At 68.6% G+C, this 15,856-nt stretch carries 11 protein-coding genes; 5 read left to right on the forward strand and 6 right to left on the reverse strand.

The window, feature by feature from the left end:
* Window positions 1-2: 2 nt before the first annotated feature.
* Window positions 3-1,139, reverse strand: coding sequence for an LPS export ABC transporter permease LptF (gene lptF / locus AC5JCN_RS26565; protein WP_495758165.1), 1,137 nt, complete (start codon window positions 1,137-1,139; stop codon window positions 3-5).
* A gap of 211 nt (window positions 1,140-1,350) precedes the next feature.
* Here lptF and AC5JCN_RS26570 point away from each other — a divergent pair, with 211 nt between their 5' ends.
* The 3 genes from AC5JCN_RS26570 to AC5JCN_RS26580 are packed head-to-tail and all read left to right on the forward strand — an operon-like array spanning window position 1,351 to window position 3,704.
* Window positions 1,351-2,850 carry a leucyl aminopeptidase gene (locus AC5JCN_RS26570; RefSeq protein WP_495758166.1) on the forward strand — a complete coding sequence of 500 codons (1,500 nt, stop codon included), beginning with the start codon at window positions 1,351-1,353 and terminating at the stop codon, window positions 2,848-2,850.
* A gap of 15 nt (window positions 2,851-2,865) precedes the next feature.
* Complete coding sequence (locus AC5JCN_RS26575; protein ID WP_495758167.1) at window positions 2,866-3,318, forward strand: DNA polymerase III subunit chi; 453 nt, start codon at window positions 2,866-2,868, stop codon at window positions 3,316-3,318.
* Complete coding sequence (locus tag AC5JCN_RS26580) at window positions 3,315-3,704, forward strand: hypothetical protein (RefSeq protein WP_495758168.1); 390 nt, start codon at window positions 3,315-3,317, stop codon at window positions 3,702-3,704. Before AC5JCN_RS26575 ends, AC5JCN_RS26580 begins: the two co-directional genes overlap by 4 nt.
* 28 nt (window positions 3,705-3,732) lie before the next feature.
* Here AC5JCN_RS26580 and AC5JCN_RS26585 read toward each other — a convergent pair whose 3' ends face one another.
* The 3 genes from AC5JCN_RS26585 to AC5JCN_RS26595 form a co-directional block, all read right to left on the reverse strand.
* Window positions 3,733-5,616 (reverse strand): ABC-F family ATP-binding cassette domain-containing protein, encoded by a 1,884-nt coding sequence (locus AC5JCN_RS26585; RefSeq protein ID WP_495758169.1) that lies wholly within the window; start codon window positions 5,614-5,616, stop codon window positions 3,733-3,735.
* A 52-nt stretch (window positions 5,617-5,668) separates the two neighbouring features.
* A complete protein-coding gene (locus AC5JCN_RS26590; protein WP_495758170.1) occupies window positions 5,669-6,595 on the reverse strand; it encodes a pirin family protein in 927 nt (308 codons plus the stop codon).
* 88 nt (window positions 6,596-6,683) lie between these two features.
* Window positions 6,684-6,917, reverse strand: coding sequence for a hypothetical protein (locus AC5JCN_RS26595; protein WP_495758171.1), 234 nt, complete (start codon window positions 6,915-6,917; stop codon window positions 6,684-6,686).
* Window positions 6,918-7,087: 170 nt separating this feature from the next.
* On the opposite strand from AC5JCN_RS26595, the gene AC5JCN_RS26600 reads away from it, so the two are divergent.
* Window positions 7,088-7,555, forward strand: a complete 468-nt coding sequence (locus AC5JCN_RS26600) for a hypothetical protein (protein WP_495758172.1) — start codon at window positions 7,088-7,090, stop codon at window positions 7,553-7,555.
* A gap of 87 nt (window positions 7,556-7,642) precedes the next feature.
* On the opposite strand, the gene AC5JCN_RS26605 is transcribed toward AC5JCN_RS26600, so the two are convergent.
* Both AC5JCN_RS26605 and AC5JCN_RS26610 read right to left on the reverse strand, forming a co-directional pair.
* Window positions 7,643-10,066, reverse strand: coding sequence for a penicillin-binding protein 1A (locus tag AC5JCN_RS26605; protein ID WP_495758173.1), 2,424 nt, complete (start codon window positions 10,064-10,066; stop codon window positions 7,643-7,645).
* A gap of 242 nt (window positions 10,067-10,308) precedes the next feature.
* Window positions 10,309-11,499, reverse strand: a complete 1,191-nt coding sequence (locus tag AC5JCN_RS26610; RefSeq protein ID WP_495758174.1) for an N-acetylmuramoyl-L-alanine amidase — start codon at window positions 11,497-11,499, stop codon at window positions 10,309-10,311.
* A 735-nt stretch (window positions 11,500-12,234) separates the two neighbouring features.
* On the opposite strand from AC5JCN_RS26610, the gene AC5JCN_RS26615 reads away from it, so the two are divergent.
* Window positions 12,235-15,021, forward strand: coding sequence for an Rne/Rng family ribonuclease (locus AC5JCN_RS26615; RefSeq protein ID WP_495758175.1), 2,787 nt, complete (start codon window positions 12,235-12,237; stop codon window positions 15,019-15,021).
* Window positions 15,022-15,856 lie beyond the last annotated feature (835 nt).

A 15,856-nucleotide genomic window follows, 5' to 3' on the forward strand; every position in this document is an offset into this window, starting at 1 on the left:
CGTCAGGCTCCGGCGGCTTGCAACCGCGCGGGGCGGCGCACGAACCGGAACCGCGACGCTCGCGTCTGCCACCAGACATAGCCGAAGGCGAGGAGCGTCGACAGCACGGGAATGGCGTAGACCAGCAATATGGCCGATTTCGAATGAACCGTCAGGCTCGTTGCGGCGAAGCCGGCGATGCGCATGACGATGACGGCGATGATGCCGGCGGCGATGGCCGCGCCGCGGCCCTGGCGGGTCGTGCGGGGCAGGCCGAGCGCGGCAAAGCCTATGGCCATCATCGCTAGAGGATAGAGCGGACCGGTGAAGCGGTCGTGAAGCTCGGACCTGAAGCGCCCAGCCTGCTCCTGGGCGAACTCGTCCTTGGGGTCGGGGTTGAGCAGTTCCTGCGTGGTGCGCTCGCGCGGCTTGTAGACGATCGCCCCGTCGTCCTTTCCGAACTGGCTGAGGTCGATGGCGTAGCGCTCGAACACGACGATGGCCGCGTCGTTTCCGCCCGGCTGCTCGCGCTGCACGCTGCCCTTTTCCAGAACGAGATAGGGCGAGCCCTGGAGGTCGACGGTCTGGCCGCGCTCGGCGATGTAGACGTTCGTGCGGGTGGGATCGCTCCGGTCTTCCATGAAGATGCCGAGCAGCGTGTCCCCGGCACGCTCGCGGTAGTGGAACGTGATGCCGGAATCGAGGGTGGTGAAGACACCCTCCTTGACGATCTTGGTGACGAAATCGGCCCGGATCTGCGTCACGAGATTACGCAAGCTCCGGAAACTGTCCGGCATGGCGTAGAGCGTCATCGAGGCGACAAGCCCGACGACCAGCAGGCTCAGGGCCACCAGAGGACGTGCGACGCGTGCCGGCGGCACGCCTGCCGCGCTCATGACGATCAGCTCCGAATCCCCGTTCAGCTTGTTGAGGGCGTAGATGGTCGCGATGAACAGCGCGACCGGGGCGATGATCGTCACCAGGGCCGGGATCGAGAGGCTCGTCACCGTCAGAAAGATCAGCAGGCTCTGGCCCTTGGCCGTCATCAGATCGAATTCACGCAAGGCCTGCGTAATCCAGATGACAGCCGTCAGCGTGACCAGCGTCGCAACGAAGGCGAGGGCGGCCGTCCGGAAAATATATCGGTCGAGGATCGTCATGAATGCGAATTTCCGCCGCCAGCCCTAGCCTCGATCACAGCCACCCGCAAGCCAACAGGGGAGGCACCTCAAATGCGGCGATTGCACGGCCGCGCAATCGGGTCCCCGCCGCTGGTATTGATCTGGCAGTCCCGGTATGAAGCGAAGACCGGGCATGGGCTGCATGACGCGATCGCCTCTCCCGGTTTTGTGAATGCTGGAGCCGCCCTCGATGCCGGACCGCCTGAAAATCGTCTTCTCCGGTCCTGCCGTTCCGGCGACCGGCACGCTGGTCGTTTTCGTCGCGGATGACCTCACTTTGGCACCCGGAGCGCGGGACCTGCTGGGGCCGGCGATCGGCGAAGTGCTGTCCCGGGCGTTCGCCGCCGAGTCGTTTCGCGGCAAGCCCGGCTCGGTGGTCTCGCTCGTGGCGCCAACCGGTCTCCAGGCGGACCGGCTCGTCGTCGTCGGCATCGGAGGCGCGAAAGATCGAGCCGAGCAGAATTTCGTCAACCTCGGTGGAACGGTGGCCGGCAGGGTGGGGGGCGCGAAGGCTGTCACCGTGATCCTCGCCGGGCCGTCCGACTGGCCAGCCGACGCGCAGGCGACGGCCGATTTTGCGATGGGATATTCGCTTCGCAGCTACCGCTTCGATCGCTACAAGACGAAGAAGGGCGATACCGACGAGCCCGATGGCCCCGTGACGCTGACGCTCGCACTCGAGGACCACGCGGCCGCCAAGAAGGCCTGGAAGGTGCGGAGCGGTCTCGCGGAAGGTGTCGTGCTGGCGCGGGACCTCGTCAATGAACCGCCGAACGTGCTCTATCCCGCGGAGTTCGCCCGCCGGGCCGAGGATCTCGAGAAACTCGGCGTCGAGGTCGAGGTGATGGATGGCGATCGGCTCGCCTCCATCGGCATGCGTGCGCTGCTTGGCGTTGCACAGGGGTCGCGGCACGTTCCCAGGGTCGTCGTGATGCGCTGGAACGGCGCGCGCGCCAAGTCCAAGCCCGTCGCCTTCGTCGGCAAGGGCGTCTGCTTCGATTCCGGAGGCATCTCCATCAAGCCGGCGCAGGGCATGGAGGACATGAAGGGGGACATGGCGGGCGCCGCCTGCGTCGTCGGCCTCATGCACTCCCTGGCCAGCCGGCGGGCCAAGGTGAACGCCATCGGCATCATCGGGCTCGTCGAGAACATGCCGGACGGCAACGCCCAGCGCCCCGGCGACATCGTGAAGAGCCTGTCCGGCCAGACGATCGAGATCATCAACACCGACGCCGAGGGCCGCCTCGTCCTCGCCGACCTGCTCTGGTACGTGCAGGAGCAGTACAAGCCGGTCTTCATGGTCAACCTCGCCACGCTGACGGGAGCCATCATCGTGGCCCTAGGTGCCGAGAATGCCGGCCTCTTCTGCAACGACGACACTCTCGCGGAGAGGTTGGCCGCGGCAGGCAAGGCGACCGGCGAAACGGTGTGGCGCATGCCGCTCGGGGCCGCCTACGACAAGATGATCGACTCCAAGTTCGCAGACATGAAGAACTCGGCCGGCCGTCAGGCGAGTTCGATCACGGCCGCCCAGTTCCTGAAGCGCTACGTCGGTGATACGCCCTGGGCGCATCTCGACATTGCCGGGACGGGCATGGGATCGCCGTCCAGCGACATCAACACCAGCTGGGCCTCCGGCTGGGGCGTCCGGCTGCTGGAGAGGCTCGTCGCCGACCACTACGAAGGCTGACGCGGAAGGGGCGCAGTGGCAGAGATCCTCTTCTACCACTTGCAGCGGCAGCCGCTGGAGGGCGTGCTGCCGACGCTGCTCGAGCGCTCCCTGCAACGCGGCTGGAAAGCCGTCGTGCAGGCCACCTCGCCGGAGCGCCTGCAGGCGCTCGACGACCACCTCTGGACCTATGCCGACGAAAGCTTCCTGCCGCACGGGACCGACCGCGATCCCGACGCCGCAGCGGAGCAGGTGGTGCTCACCCTGGCGGAGACGAACCCCAACGGCGCCCAGGTGCGTTTCCTCGTCGAGGGAGCCCAACTGCCGGGCGAGATCGAAACGTATGAGCGCCTGGTGGTTCTCTTCGACGGCAATGACGACGACGCCGTCGCGGGTGCGAGGGCGATGTGGGCGCAGCTGAAGGCGCGCTCCCTGCAGCCGACCTACTGGCAGCAGGACGAGCGCGGACGATGGGAGAAGAAAGCGTGATCCAATCGAGGCTTGTCCGGGGAACCGGACTCGTTTTCGCAGCAGCGATGCCACTCGTCCTCGGCGGCTGCGCGATGGAGATGTCCGGCTTCGTCAACGACAAGTCCGCCACGGCCCGCGTCGCCACCAGCGAGGCCGTGGTCGGCGAGGACGGCCGGTGCACCGCCGACCTCTCGATCGATCCCGCCACCTTCCGCGGCCGCGAGGGCGACGGATTGCTCGGCCTCACCGAGTGCGAGCTTGTCGCTGTGAAGGGCGAACCCCTCAGCGTGCAGACGGGGTCGAGCCCGGCGGCGAAGCGCGAGACGACGATGCTCTACATGGAGCCGACCGGGAAGGCGCTGTACCTGTTCCGCAACAACCGGCTCATCCAGGTCGTGCGGTAGCGGCGCGCCGCGGTCCAGGAGTGTACGCTCAGGACGCGAGCGCTTCCTCGTACTCGCCAGACAAAGCGAGCCATTCCTCTTCGGCTGCCAAAAGGCCGCGCTCCAGCTCAGCCCGCTGGGCGGAAAGCTGCGAAGCCTTGGCTGGATCGGTCTGAAACGTCTTCGGATCGGCGAGGACGCTGTCGACCTTCTCCATCAGCCCGTTCAGCTTCGCCATGCGGGCCTCGACAGCCTCGATCCGCTTGCGCAATGGCGCGAGCGCCACACGTTTTCCGGCGGCTTCGCGGCGCTGTTCGGCCTGCGAGGCGCGGGCGTCCTCGGCCTGCCTTCCCTGGCCCGAGCGCGGCTCCGTGCCCTCCAGCACCAGCTTGCGGTAGCCGTCGAGGTCGTCGTCGAACGGCTTCACAGTGCCGTTCGCCACCAGCCAGAGCCGGTCCGCGCAGGCCTCCAGCAGGAAGCGGTCGTGCGAAATCAGGATCACCGCGCCTTGAAAGTCGTTGATGGCCTCCATCAAGGCTGCCCGGGAATCGATGTCGAGGTGGTTGGTGGGCTCGTCGAGGATCAGCAGATGAGGCCCGCCGAACGTGGCGAGGCCCATGAGCAGGCGGGCCTTCTCGCCGCCGGAGATCTGAGACACCGGCGTGTCCGCCTTCGAGCCGGGGAAGCCCATCTGCGCGCAGCGAGCCCTCACCCTTGCTTCGGGTGCATCCTGCATCAGGTCGGCGACATGCCGGTAGGATGTCGCAGCCGGATTCAGTTCGTCGAGCTGGTGCTGGGCGAAATAGGCCACCTGCAGCTTCGACGAGCGGCGTACGGTGCCGGCCAGCGCCTCCATGCGCCCGGCCACCAGCTTGGCGAAGGTCGACTTGCCGTTGCCGTTGGAGCCGAGCAGCCCGATGCGGTCATCGTCGGCAACCGAAACCGAGAGGCGCGACAGCACGGTCGCGTCGCCATAGCCGGCGCTGGCCCCTTCCATCGCGACGATGGGCGGCGAGAGCGGGCGCTCCGACGAGGGGAAATGGAAGGGCAGCACGTCGCTGTCCACGAGGGCGGCGACCGGCTGCATCTTCTCCAGCCGCTTGACGCGGGACTGCGCCTGCTTGGCCTTCGAGGCCTTGGCCCGGAAGCGGTCGACGAAGGCCTGCAGGTGCTTGCGCTCGTCCTCCTGCTTCTTGCGCAGCTTCGCTTGCAGGGCCTGCTGTTCCGCCCGCTGCCGTTCGAACTGGTCGTAGCCGCCGCGCCACAGCGTCAGGCGTCCCTGGTCGAGATGCAGGATCTGGTCGACCGACTGGTTGAGGAGGTCGCGGTCGTGGCTGATCACCAGCACCGTGTGGGGGTAGCGGGCGAGGTAGGACATCAGCCACAGCGTGCCCTCGAGGTCGAGGTAGTTGGTGGGCTCGTCCAGCAGCAACAGGTCCGGCTCGGCGAAGAGGACGGCAGCGAGCGCCACGCGCATGCGCCAGCCGCCCGAAAAGGACGAGCAGGGCCGTGCCTGCGCTTCGGTGTCGAAGCCCAGCCCGTGCAGGATGCCTGCCGCACGGGCCGGCGCGGCGTGTGCGCCGATGTCGGCGAGCCGTGTCTGAATCTCGGCGATGCGGTGAGGGTCGGTGGCGGTCTCCGCCTCGGCCAGCAAGGCCGCGCGCTCGGTGTCGGCGGCGAGCACGACCTCGATGAGGCTCTCAGGCCCGCCGGGAGCCTCCTGGGCCACGGAGCCGATCCGCAGGCCCCGGCCGATGCTGACCGAGCCGCCCTCCGGAGACACTTCGCCCCGCAGGATGCGGAACAGTGTCGTCTTGCCCGTGCCGTTGCGGCCGACGAAGCCGACCCGCGCTCCGCCGGGGATGGCGACGGTGGCACGGTCGAACAGGACCCGCGGCCCGATACGGAAGGTGAGGTCGTTGACGTGGAGCATGGCGGGCTCCTCTTGGCAAAGGCCGCCCGCCAGCGCAAGGGCGCTGCGTCGCTCAGTCGGGGAGCGGGATGAACTCCGTCTCATCCGGCACCGCCTGGAAGCGGCCGGCACGCCAGTCCGCCTTGGCCTGCTCGATGCGGTCTTTCGAGCGGGATACGAAGTTCCACCAGATGTAGCGCGGCCCATCCATGGGCTCGCCGCCGAAGAGCAGCACGCGCGTGGCTCCCTCGGCAGTGATGGTCACGGGAACGCCCGCCTTCAGCACGACGAGACTGGCAGGGCCGAAGCGGTCCTGTCCGACATGGATCGCGCCGGTCGCCACGTAGAGGGCGCGCTCCTCGTGCTCGGCAGGGATGGGAAGGCGGGCGCCGTCGGCGAGGACGGCGTCGACGTAGAGCGTCTCGGAATAGGTCCGGACGGGCGAGGATGCTCCGTAGGCATTGCCGACGATGACGCGCACCGTCTTGCCCTCCGCCTCCAGCGTCGGCATGTCGCCGGACGCATGATGGCTGAAGCCGGGGTCCGTCTCCTCGTGGCGCTCGGGCAGCGCGATCCAGGACTGGATTCCGAACAGCGTCGCCTCGTTCTGCCGGACCTCCGGCGCGGTACGCTCGGAGTGAACGATGCCGCGACCGGCGGTCATCCAGTTCACCTCGCCGGGATCGATGGCCTGCAGGCTGCCAAGGCTGTCCCGGTGAAGGATCTGCCCTTCAAACAGGTAGGTGAGGGTCGCCAGTCCGATATGCGGATGCGGCCGGACGTCGATGCCCTGACCGGCGCGGAACACGGCCGGACCCATCTGGTCCCAGAAAATGAAGGGCCCGACCATCTGGCGGGACGCGGCGGGAAGCGCGCGGCGCACTTCAAAGCCGCCGAGGTCACGCGCCCGGGGGATGATCACCGTATCGATGGCCGGCCCGTCGGCCGGGCCGAGCGGATCGGTGGATGCGTCCAGTGCAGCCGGGTGGAATTGCGTCATGGCCGGTCTCCTGCATGCCCCGCCGCATGGGTAGCGGGAAAGTGCGGGAAGGGCCAGCGCGAGCGGCGCACTGAGCCGCTTCGGAAGGTCAGCCGCGGGTGTAGTGGCCGAACAGCGTCGCCATGAGCGAGAGCTGGAACAGCGCCACGCCGAAGGCGAGCTTCAGGCCGAAGGACATCATCTCGGGATCCAGTCCGCCCCCATTACCGGGGGCCTTGGCAACCTCGACCCGAGCCTGTGCCCGCCTGGCGAGAGCTGCGCGATCGGCGAGGCCGTCATCGGAATAGCGGTCACCGGGAAGATGGTCCTGGAAATCGGTCATGGTCGTTTCGCTCCTGCGAGCGCTCCAAAGCGGGCGGACTGGCCGCGTCGGATTCCAAACGGCAGTTCGGCCGGCAATGTTCCCGGCCTGCGACCATCCCGTCGCAAAGGAACCCGCCGCCGGGGGGCACGTTGGCCGCCCAACCCCCGCAGCGAGAGGAAGCGAAGGCCATGGCCGAGGACCAGAAGCGAAGTGGCGCCGATGCGCCGTCGGAAGGCAGCGTCGGGCCGGACGGAACCCGTCCGGACGAGACGTACCGGTACCAGCAGCACCGCGGCCAGGGTGGCTCGCCCGTCCAGGGCAGCGACTATGGCCGCATCCGGAAACTCGACGAGGCCGGAGAGGGCCGCGCCGACGATCCGCAGCTGGGTGGAGAAGACCACGACCTCGGAGGCTGGGGCTCGGACTGGCCGCGTGCGCGCGAAGGCTTCGGCGGCGGAGGGCCAGCGTCTGGCGGCGCAGGAGACGAATATGCCCCCGGCACTCCACCCGGCCACGGGTCCGGCACCGGAGCGCTGGGGCAGGGCGGCGCGATCTTGCATGGCGGGCGGTCGAGCCCCGACGAGGAGGGCGCCCCGGCCCCCGACGAGCATCCCGGCATCCTCCAGCCCGACGGAGAGCGGCGCCGGCCGGATTGATGAAAAAGAGCGGGCGGGGTCAGCCCCGCCCCTCATTGAAACCCCGTCAATGCTGCACGAGGTGAAGCAACCCCGTTTGGTCCGGCGTCAGTACAGCCCGCCGGTCCCCGCGCCCACGGCCCTGTCGGCCTCCGGCGTCACGGACCCGGAGGGCGCCGAGGCGCCGATGACCGAGTAGGTGTCTGGCGGTGACGTGCCGGGCTTGAAGGCCTCGAGGATCGCGCCGGGGTCACCCGGGCCTGCACGCATGCCCGTGGCCGACGACACGCGGATCAGCTTGATGCCGGGCGGCACGCGGAACGGAGTTGCCGGCTTATCGGCGAGCGCGACCTTCATGAAATCGCGGAAGATGGGCGCGGCGTAGACGCCGGCGGTGGCGCTGTCGCCCAGCGAGCGCGGCTTGTCATAGCCCATGAAGACGCCCACCGCGAGGTCGGGCGAGAAGCCGACGAACCACACGTCCTTGGCATCGTTGGTGGTGCCGGTTTTGCCCGCGAGGGGTTTGCCGACCTCCTTGACCGCCTGGCCCGTGCCGCGCTGCACCACGCCCTCCAGCATCGAGACGACCTGGTAGGCGGTGAGCGGATCGATCACCTGCTCGCGCTTGTCGATGAGCTTCGGCTCGTCCTGGCCCGCGTACTTCTCGGTGTCGCAGCCGACGCACTGGCGCTCGTCGTGCCGGTACATCGTCGCGCCCTCGCGGTCCTGGATGCGGTCGATCAGAGTCGGCTTAATGCGCTTCCCGCCGTTCACGAACATCGAATAGGCGGTCGTCATGCGCAGCACGGTCGTCTCGCCGGCTCCGAGCGACATGGCCAGCACCGGCAGCATGTCGTCGTAGATACCGAAGCGCTTGGCATACTCGGAAATCAGCGGCATGCCGACGTCCTGCGCCAGGCGCACCGTCATCTGGTTCTTGGAGTGCTCGATGCCGTAGCGCAGCGTGTGCGGCCCGGTCGACTTGCCGTCGTAGTTCTCCGGCCGCCACACGCCGAGGTCGCCGCCCTGGTCGATCTCGATGGGCGCGTCGAGCACGACGCTGGAGGGCGTGTAGCCGTTATCGAGCGCCGTAGCGTAGACGAAGGGCTTGAAGGACGAGCCCGGCTGCCGCAGCGCCTGTGTCGCGCGGTTGAACTTGGACTGGTCGTAGGAGAAGCCGCCGACCATGGCCAGCACGCGGCCGGTATAGGGGTCCATGGCGACGAGCGCGCCGGAAATCTCCGGCAGCTGGCGCAGGCGGTACTGTCCCGGCTTGCCGTCGACCGCCTCGGCATAGATCACGTCGCCGGGCGAGAAGACCTGCTTCGGCGGCTTGCGCGTCCACTTCGCCCCGTCGGGCGTGATGATGCCGGTCTCACGGTCGCGCAGCACCTGGCCGGAAGCGGAACGGCCCGGCTGGAGCCCGATCTTGACCCCGGCGTCGGTCACGTCGAGAACGACCGCCAGCTGCCAGGGCTGCACGTCTCCCAGCGCCGGAACGTCGGCCAGGGCCACACCCCAGTCGCCACCTGTCAGGTTGAGACGCTGAATGGCACCGCGCCAGCCATGCGCCTCGTCGTAGCGGACGAGGCCGTCGGCGAGCGCCTTGCGCGCCATCAGCTGCATCTTGGGATCGAGCGTGGTGCGGACGGACAGGCCGCCATCGTAGAGCTTCTTCTCGCCATAGGTGTCGGCGAGCTGCCGGCGCACCTCCTCGGCAAAGAAGCCGGCGGCGTAGGAGTTGGGCGAAAGGTTGCGCGGATTGACCTCGAGCGGCTCCTTCTTGGCCTTCTCGCCATCCTCGCGGGTGACGTAACCGTTCTCGACCATGCGGTCGATGACCCAATTGCGGCGACCGATCGCGGCATCCTTGAAGCGGAACGGGTGATAGTTGTTGGGAGCCTTGGGCAGGGCCGCGAGGTACGCGGCCTCGGCCAGCGACAGCTCGTGCACGGACTTGCCGAAATAGTTCAGGGACGCTGCGGCGATGCCGTAATTGCCCAGGCCGAGGTAGATCTCGTTGAGGTAGAGCTCGAGGATCTTGTCCTTGGTGTAGGTGTTCTCGATCCTCAGCGCGACGATCATCTCCTTGATCTTGCGATCGAAGGTCTGCTCGTTGGACAGCAGGAAGTTCTTGGCGACCTGCTGCGTGATGGTCGACGCACCCTGTGGGCGCTGGCCCTTGTCGCGCTTCACGAAATAAACCGCGGCGCGCATGATCCCCTCGGGATCGACCCCAGAATGACGGTAAAAGTTCTTGTCCTCGGCCGACAGGAAGGCCGCCACCATCATTTTCGGCACGGCGCGGATGGGAATGAACAACCGCCGCTCGCGTGCGTATTCCGCAAGCAGGCTTCCGTCCGCCGCGTGCACGCGCGTCATCACCGCGGGCTCGTAATTGGCGAGCTGGCTATAGTCGGGAAGATCCTTCGAGAACTTCCAGTAAAGGAAGCCGGCTCCCGCCGCGCCGATCACGAAGACGATCGCGCCGGCGGTGAAGAGGATGCCGAACAGGCGAAGAACATAGCGCATAGGGTCTGCGTCGCTTCTCTCGTCTCTCGCCACGGAGCGCGCCTACCGCTCGCTCCGCAAGGCACAACCGCGACCCCGGTGAGGTCTTCCGGCCCGCGCCTTGGCGCTCCCGCACCGCCGGGGGTCGCACCCGGAGGCTGCTGCCATCAGCAGTTTACCACCGCCGTTACGCCGGTGACACGGTTTATCGCGCTGCACAAGCCCTGCGGGCGCATTGTGTTGAAAAGACGACGCCAGCCCGTTCAGTTCTGGGGCGTTTCCGCCTTTGCGGCGACGCGTGGCGCGAGGAACGCAGTCACCGCGCTGGAGACCGTTTCGGCTGCCTTCTCCCGCCAGGAATCCTGCCGCAGCAGGTCCACGTCGGTCTTGCTGGACAGGTAGCCGAGCTCGACCAGGACCGATGGCACGTCGGGTGCGCGCAGCACCAGGAAGCGCGCCGAGCGGTGGGGGTTCTTGTTGAGCTTGGCCGCCTCGGCCATGCGGCCCACGAGCGTCTTCGCGAAAAGGTGCGAATAGGTACGAGTCTCGCGCAGCGTCAGGTCACCGAGAATACCGGCGACGTCCTCGGTCTCCTGGTGCGACTCGACCCCGGCCAGCGCGTCAGCCTGGTTCTCCGATTCGGCGACGCGGGCCGCCTCCGAGTCCGACGGGCGTTCGGAATTGGTATAAACGGTCAGGCCGCGCACCTCGGGTCCGTGCGTGAGCGTGTCAGCGTGGATCGACACGAAGAGCGCGGCGCCGTGGGCCCGCGCGATCTCCACCCGATCCGCGAGGCTGACGAAGGTGTCGTCGGCTCGCGTGAGCACGACGCGCACCTGTCCTGTACGCTCGAGCTTCGTCTTGAGGGTTTTGGCGAAGGACAGCACGACGTCCTTTTCGATCGTGTCGGTCAGCCCGATCGCGCCCGTGTCGATGCCGCCATGGCCGGGATCGAGCACGACCACCGGCCGGTCGTCGCCGCCCATCACAGGGCTGCTGACGGTTCCTGTGACCTGCTCCTTGCGCTGCGAGGCGGCGACCTTGGCGAACTGCTCGCGGTCAGCGCGTTTCAGCTCGAGGCTCATGTTGACGGCTGCGCCGCCGAGAATCGTTTCGTTCGTGAGAGGGCCGGGCAGGGCGGGCCCGGCGAGCTCGACCACAACCCGGGAGCGGCCCGGCGCGACCATGCCGTAGCGGACCGACTTGACGAGACCGCGAGCCTTGCGGCCGTCCTCCACAGGGATCTGGAAGTTGACCTCGGGCAGATCGACGACGATGCGGTCCGGCCGGTCGAGAACGGCCACCGTGCCCGGCACAGGCGCGGACAGGGTGAAAGTGAGCCGGGTCGAGGTGCCGTCGGCGGACAGATCCGTGCCGAACGCGACCGGCGGGGGCATCGGAACGGCGGGCGCCTGCCCCTGTGCGAGGGCGGGAAGGCCGTGAACGCACGCCATCAGCGCCACCAGCGCCAAGCCTGGCCAGAACCGTCTCCAACGCCTCAAACCGCCGCCCATCGCCTCCGCCCAAACCGCATCCGCCCCGGCAGGGCCGGGAACACCGTTTAAACTAGGCTATAGGCCGGCTTTGGTTAATCGAACGTCACCGATCCACAAGTGGTTTCCGATCTTTGTGGCGCTTAAGCCACATGGAACTGAGACTTGCCAAAGAGGGTATTCGCTCGCTATGAGGGGAATGTCGCGTTTGCTCATTCCGGACTGGGCTTTCCTTGAAATCCCGTGTCCACCCGGCCGCCCGCGCATCGTCGCTCTCCCTGGCCCGGGTCAATTCCGCAGCGCGGCACAATGCTCCGCCAAGCGCGTCGTCGCAGGCCGCGGGGCGACGGTCATCACGGCGCGGCTGGCCTGCCAGTCTTTGCCCGGGGTGGCCGGTCCGTAAAGACGTCTTTCTGAGGGTGAGCGGCGTGCTCGAGACCCGGCGTGTCATCGAAGTCGAAGCGGTTCTTCACCGCCCTTCGCGCCGTCATCGGGTCAGGCCGGCTCGCTCCCAGCTTTCCCTTCACAGCGCGTACCATCCCCTCGTCCCGTCGGGGCGACAACCGTGCGCCGCTTCCGTTTTCGTCCGTTCTCTTGTCATCACATCCCCGCCGGGACCCGACCCCGTTCGGCCCGGCGCAACCCTGTACGACAAGCCTGGCCGACCAGCGGGAGCAGCGCCATCGAGAGTTCCTCATGGCCAACAAGATGCTCATCGACGCCTCGCACCCGGAGGAGACCCGGGTCGTGGTGGTCCGTGGAACCCGGGTCGAAGAATTCGACTTCGAGTCCGCCAACAAGAAGCAGCTCCGCGGTAACATCTATCTCGCCAAGGTGATCCGGGTCGAACCGTCGCTCCAGGCGGCGTTCGTGGATTACGGCGGCAACCGCCACGGCTTCCTCGCCTTCAGCGAGATCCACCCCGACTACTACCAGATCCCGATCGCCGACCGGCAGGCCCTGCTGGCCGAGGAGGCCCGCCAGGAGCGTGACGCCGAGGCCGACGAGGAAGGCCGCGGCCGCAACCGCCGCCGGCGCGGCAAGCCCGGCGGCCCGCGCGCCAAGGACGCCGAGAACGGCGAGAGCGTCTCCGAGGACGCCGCCGAGCCGGGCGCCGGCCACGCCGCCGATGACGACGGCGACGCCGACCATGGCGGCGAGGAGGAGGAGGTCATCGAGCAGGTGGGCTCCGGCGACGCGCTGGAGGAGGTGCCGGAGCGGCCCCGCCAGTCCAGGCGCCAGTACAAGATCCAGGAAGTGATCAAGCGCCGTCAGGTGCTGCTCGTGCAGGTCGTCAAGGAAGAGCGCGGCAACAAGGGCGCCGCGCTGACGACATATCTGTCGCTCGCCGGCCGCTACTCCGTGCTGATGCCCAACACCGGGCGCGGCGGCGGCATCTCCCGCAAGATCACCAATGCCGTCGACCGCAAGCGCCTGAAGAGCGTGGCGCAGGAGCTCGACGTGCCGGAGGGGATGGGCGTCATCCTGCGCACCGCCGGTGCCTCCCGCACCAAGGCGGAGATCAAGCGCGACTTCGAGTACCTGATGCGCCTGTGGGAGACGGTGCGCGAGCTGACGCTGCAGTCCTCCGCGCCGGCGCTGGTCTACGAGGAGGGCTCGCTCGTCAAGCGCGCCATCCGCGACCTCTATAACAAGGACATCGACGAGGTGCTTGTCTCCGGCGACGCGGCCTATCGCGACGCCAAGGAGTTCATGCGCATGCTCATGCCGAGCCATGCCAAGAACGTGAAGCCCTACAAGGAGGTCCAGCCGATCTTCGCCAAGTTCGGCGTGGAATCGCAGCTCGACGCGATGTTCTCCAACCAGGTGACGCTGAAGTCGGGCGGCTACATCGTCATCAACCAGACCGAGGCGCTCGTCGCCATCGACGTCAACTCCGGCCGCGCCACGCGCGAGCACAACATCGAGGACACCGCGCTCAAGACGAACATGGAGGCGGCCGACGAGGTCTCCCGCCAGCTTCGCCTGCGCGATCTCGCCGGCCTCATTGTCATCGACTTCATCGACATGGAGGAGAAGCGCAACAACAGGTCGGTCGAGCGCCGCCTGAAGGACGCGCTCAAGAACGACCGCGCCCGCATCCAGGTCGGCCGCATCTCCGCCTTCGGCCTGATGGAGATGTCGCGCCAGCGCATCCGCACCGGCGTGCTGGAAGGCTCCACCGTGCCGTGCCCGCACTGCGCCGGCGCCGGCATCGTCCGCGCCGTCCCCTCCGTCGCGCTGCACGTGCTGCGCTCGGTGGAGGAGACGCTGATCAAGAACAACGGCCACCACCTCATCGTCCGCACGCGGACCGAAGTGGCGCTGTACATCCTCAACCAGAAGCGCTCGCACCTGCGCGGGCTGGAGGACCGGTTCGGCGTCGACATCACGATCCTCGCCGACGACGGGCAGTCCGGCCAGCACGCCTTCACCGTCGAGCGCGGCGAGGCCGTGCTCAATCCCAAGCCGATCGCCGCCTTCGTCCAGGTTGACTCGGTCGTCATGCCCGAGGATCTGGCGGACGAGGCCGTGGAGGAGCCCGAGGACGACGAGGAAGTCGAGGCCGAGGCCGAGGCGGAAGCCCGCCCGGCGCGCCGCGACAGCCGCCCCGAGCGCGGTGACCGGCCCGAGCATCCCGAGCGGCGCGACGCCGCCGATGCCGGCGAGGGAAATGGCCGCCGCAGGCGCCGCCGCCGCCGCAGGCGTGGCGGGAGGCCGGAGGGTGGCGCGCCCATGCCGATCGATGCGCCGCAGCCGGACGTCACAGGCGCTCCGTTCACCGGCACCGCCACCTTCGAGCCCGATGAGGGCGACGAGGCCGAGGGCGAGCGCCCCATGGCTGCCGAGGGCGGCGAGCGCGCGGCCGAGGCCGACCGCAACGGCCGCCGCCGCCGCGGCCGCAGGGGCGGTCGCCGCACCCGCCGCGAGGACGAGGCCGGTGTCGTGACGGCCGAGGCCGGGGAGGGCGAGGTCGCCGATTCGGCCGATGACGGCGTCGTCTCCATCGCCGAGGTGGCGGAGGTGGCCGAGAACGTCGCTGCAGCCGCGCCGGAGCCCGACGCCGAGGCTCCCGCGCCGAAGCCCCGCCGCAGCCGGGCCCGCAAGCCCAAGGCAACGGAGGGCGACGCCGTGGCCGCCGAGGCGTCTCCCGCCGCGGCGCCGGTCGAGGCGGCGCCCGCACGGGCTCCCGCCAGGGCCAGCCGCAGCCGGGCCGCCGCGCCGGCCGCCGCAGCCGAGCCCGCAGCCGCCGCAGCCCGCCCGCCGGAGCCTGCCGTGTCCGAGCCAGCCCCGCCGCCGCGGGCCGCCGAGGCTTCCCCGGCAAAGCCTCCTGCCGAGGCTCCTGTCGAGGCCCCGGCCGAGGAAGCGGCCCCGCTGCCGGAGCCGATCACGACCGAGCCGGTCCTCATCGGCTCCGAGCCCGCCGCGCCCCGCAAGGCCGGCTGGTGGTCCAAGGCCAAGTCGGCGCTGTCGGGGGGCTGACGCCAGGACCGCACGTCCCCGGACGCGCCTGATCGGGAGGCGCGGGGCCTGAAGACCCGCGCTCCGCCCCCGCCCGACAGGGCGAGCGAAACCCTCCCCCGTTCACGGGGGGGGGCAGGGTGGGGGAAGCCCGGGAACGTCTGTCCTCCGCCGCCACGTGCGTCGACATGCCTTGTCATCCCCGGCGGCCCGAAGGGCCGGGAAGGGGATCCAGAGTCCTTTTCGCCGGCTCTACGAGTGGCCCCTGAATTCCCTTCCCCTCCGCGCCTGCGGCGCTCCGGCCGGGAATGACAACGGGGGAGCTAAGGAGCGCGCGTCTCCAGACGCGCCTAATTGGAGGAGTGCGGGCACAAAGCCCGCTCCCTCCGTCCTGAGAGGCTCAGGAAACGCTGCCCCTTTCGCGGGGGAGCGAAAAGGCGCGAGAAACCCTCCCCCGTTCACGGGGGAGGGCAGGGAGGGGGAAGCCCGGCGCCGACAAGCTCTCTCCTCGCCGCCAGCTGCGTCGACATGCCTTGTCATCCCCAGCGGCCCGAAGGGCCGGGAAGGGGATCCAGAGTCCTTTTCGCCGGCTCAACTAGTGGCCCCTGGGTTCCCTTCCCCTCCGCGCCTTCGGCGCTCCGGCCGGGAATGACAACGGGGTAGCTACGGAGCGCGCGTCTCCAGACGCGCTTCTCGGATTTGGGGCCGACTGGGCTCCCTTTCCCTGCGCACCTGCGGCGCTCCGGGCGGGGCCGTCCTCCGCCATTCCCCGTCCCGCAACTCAGCCCGGCGCGCTCCCAATCATGGAGGCCGGCCGGGAGAGGCTATGCGGCAGAGCGCCGGTTGCGCCACAAAC

The organism is Alsobacter sp., assembly GCF_059501845.1.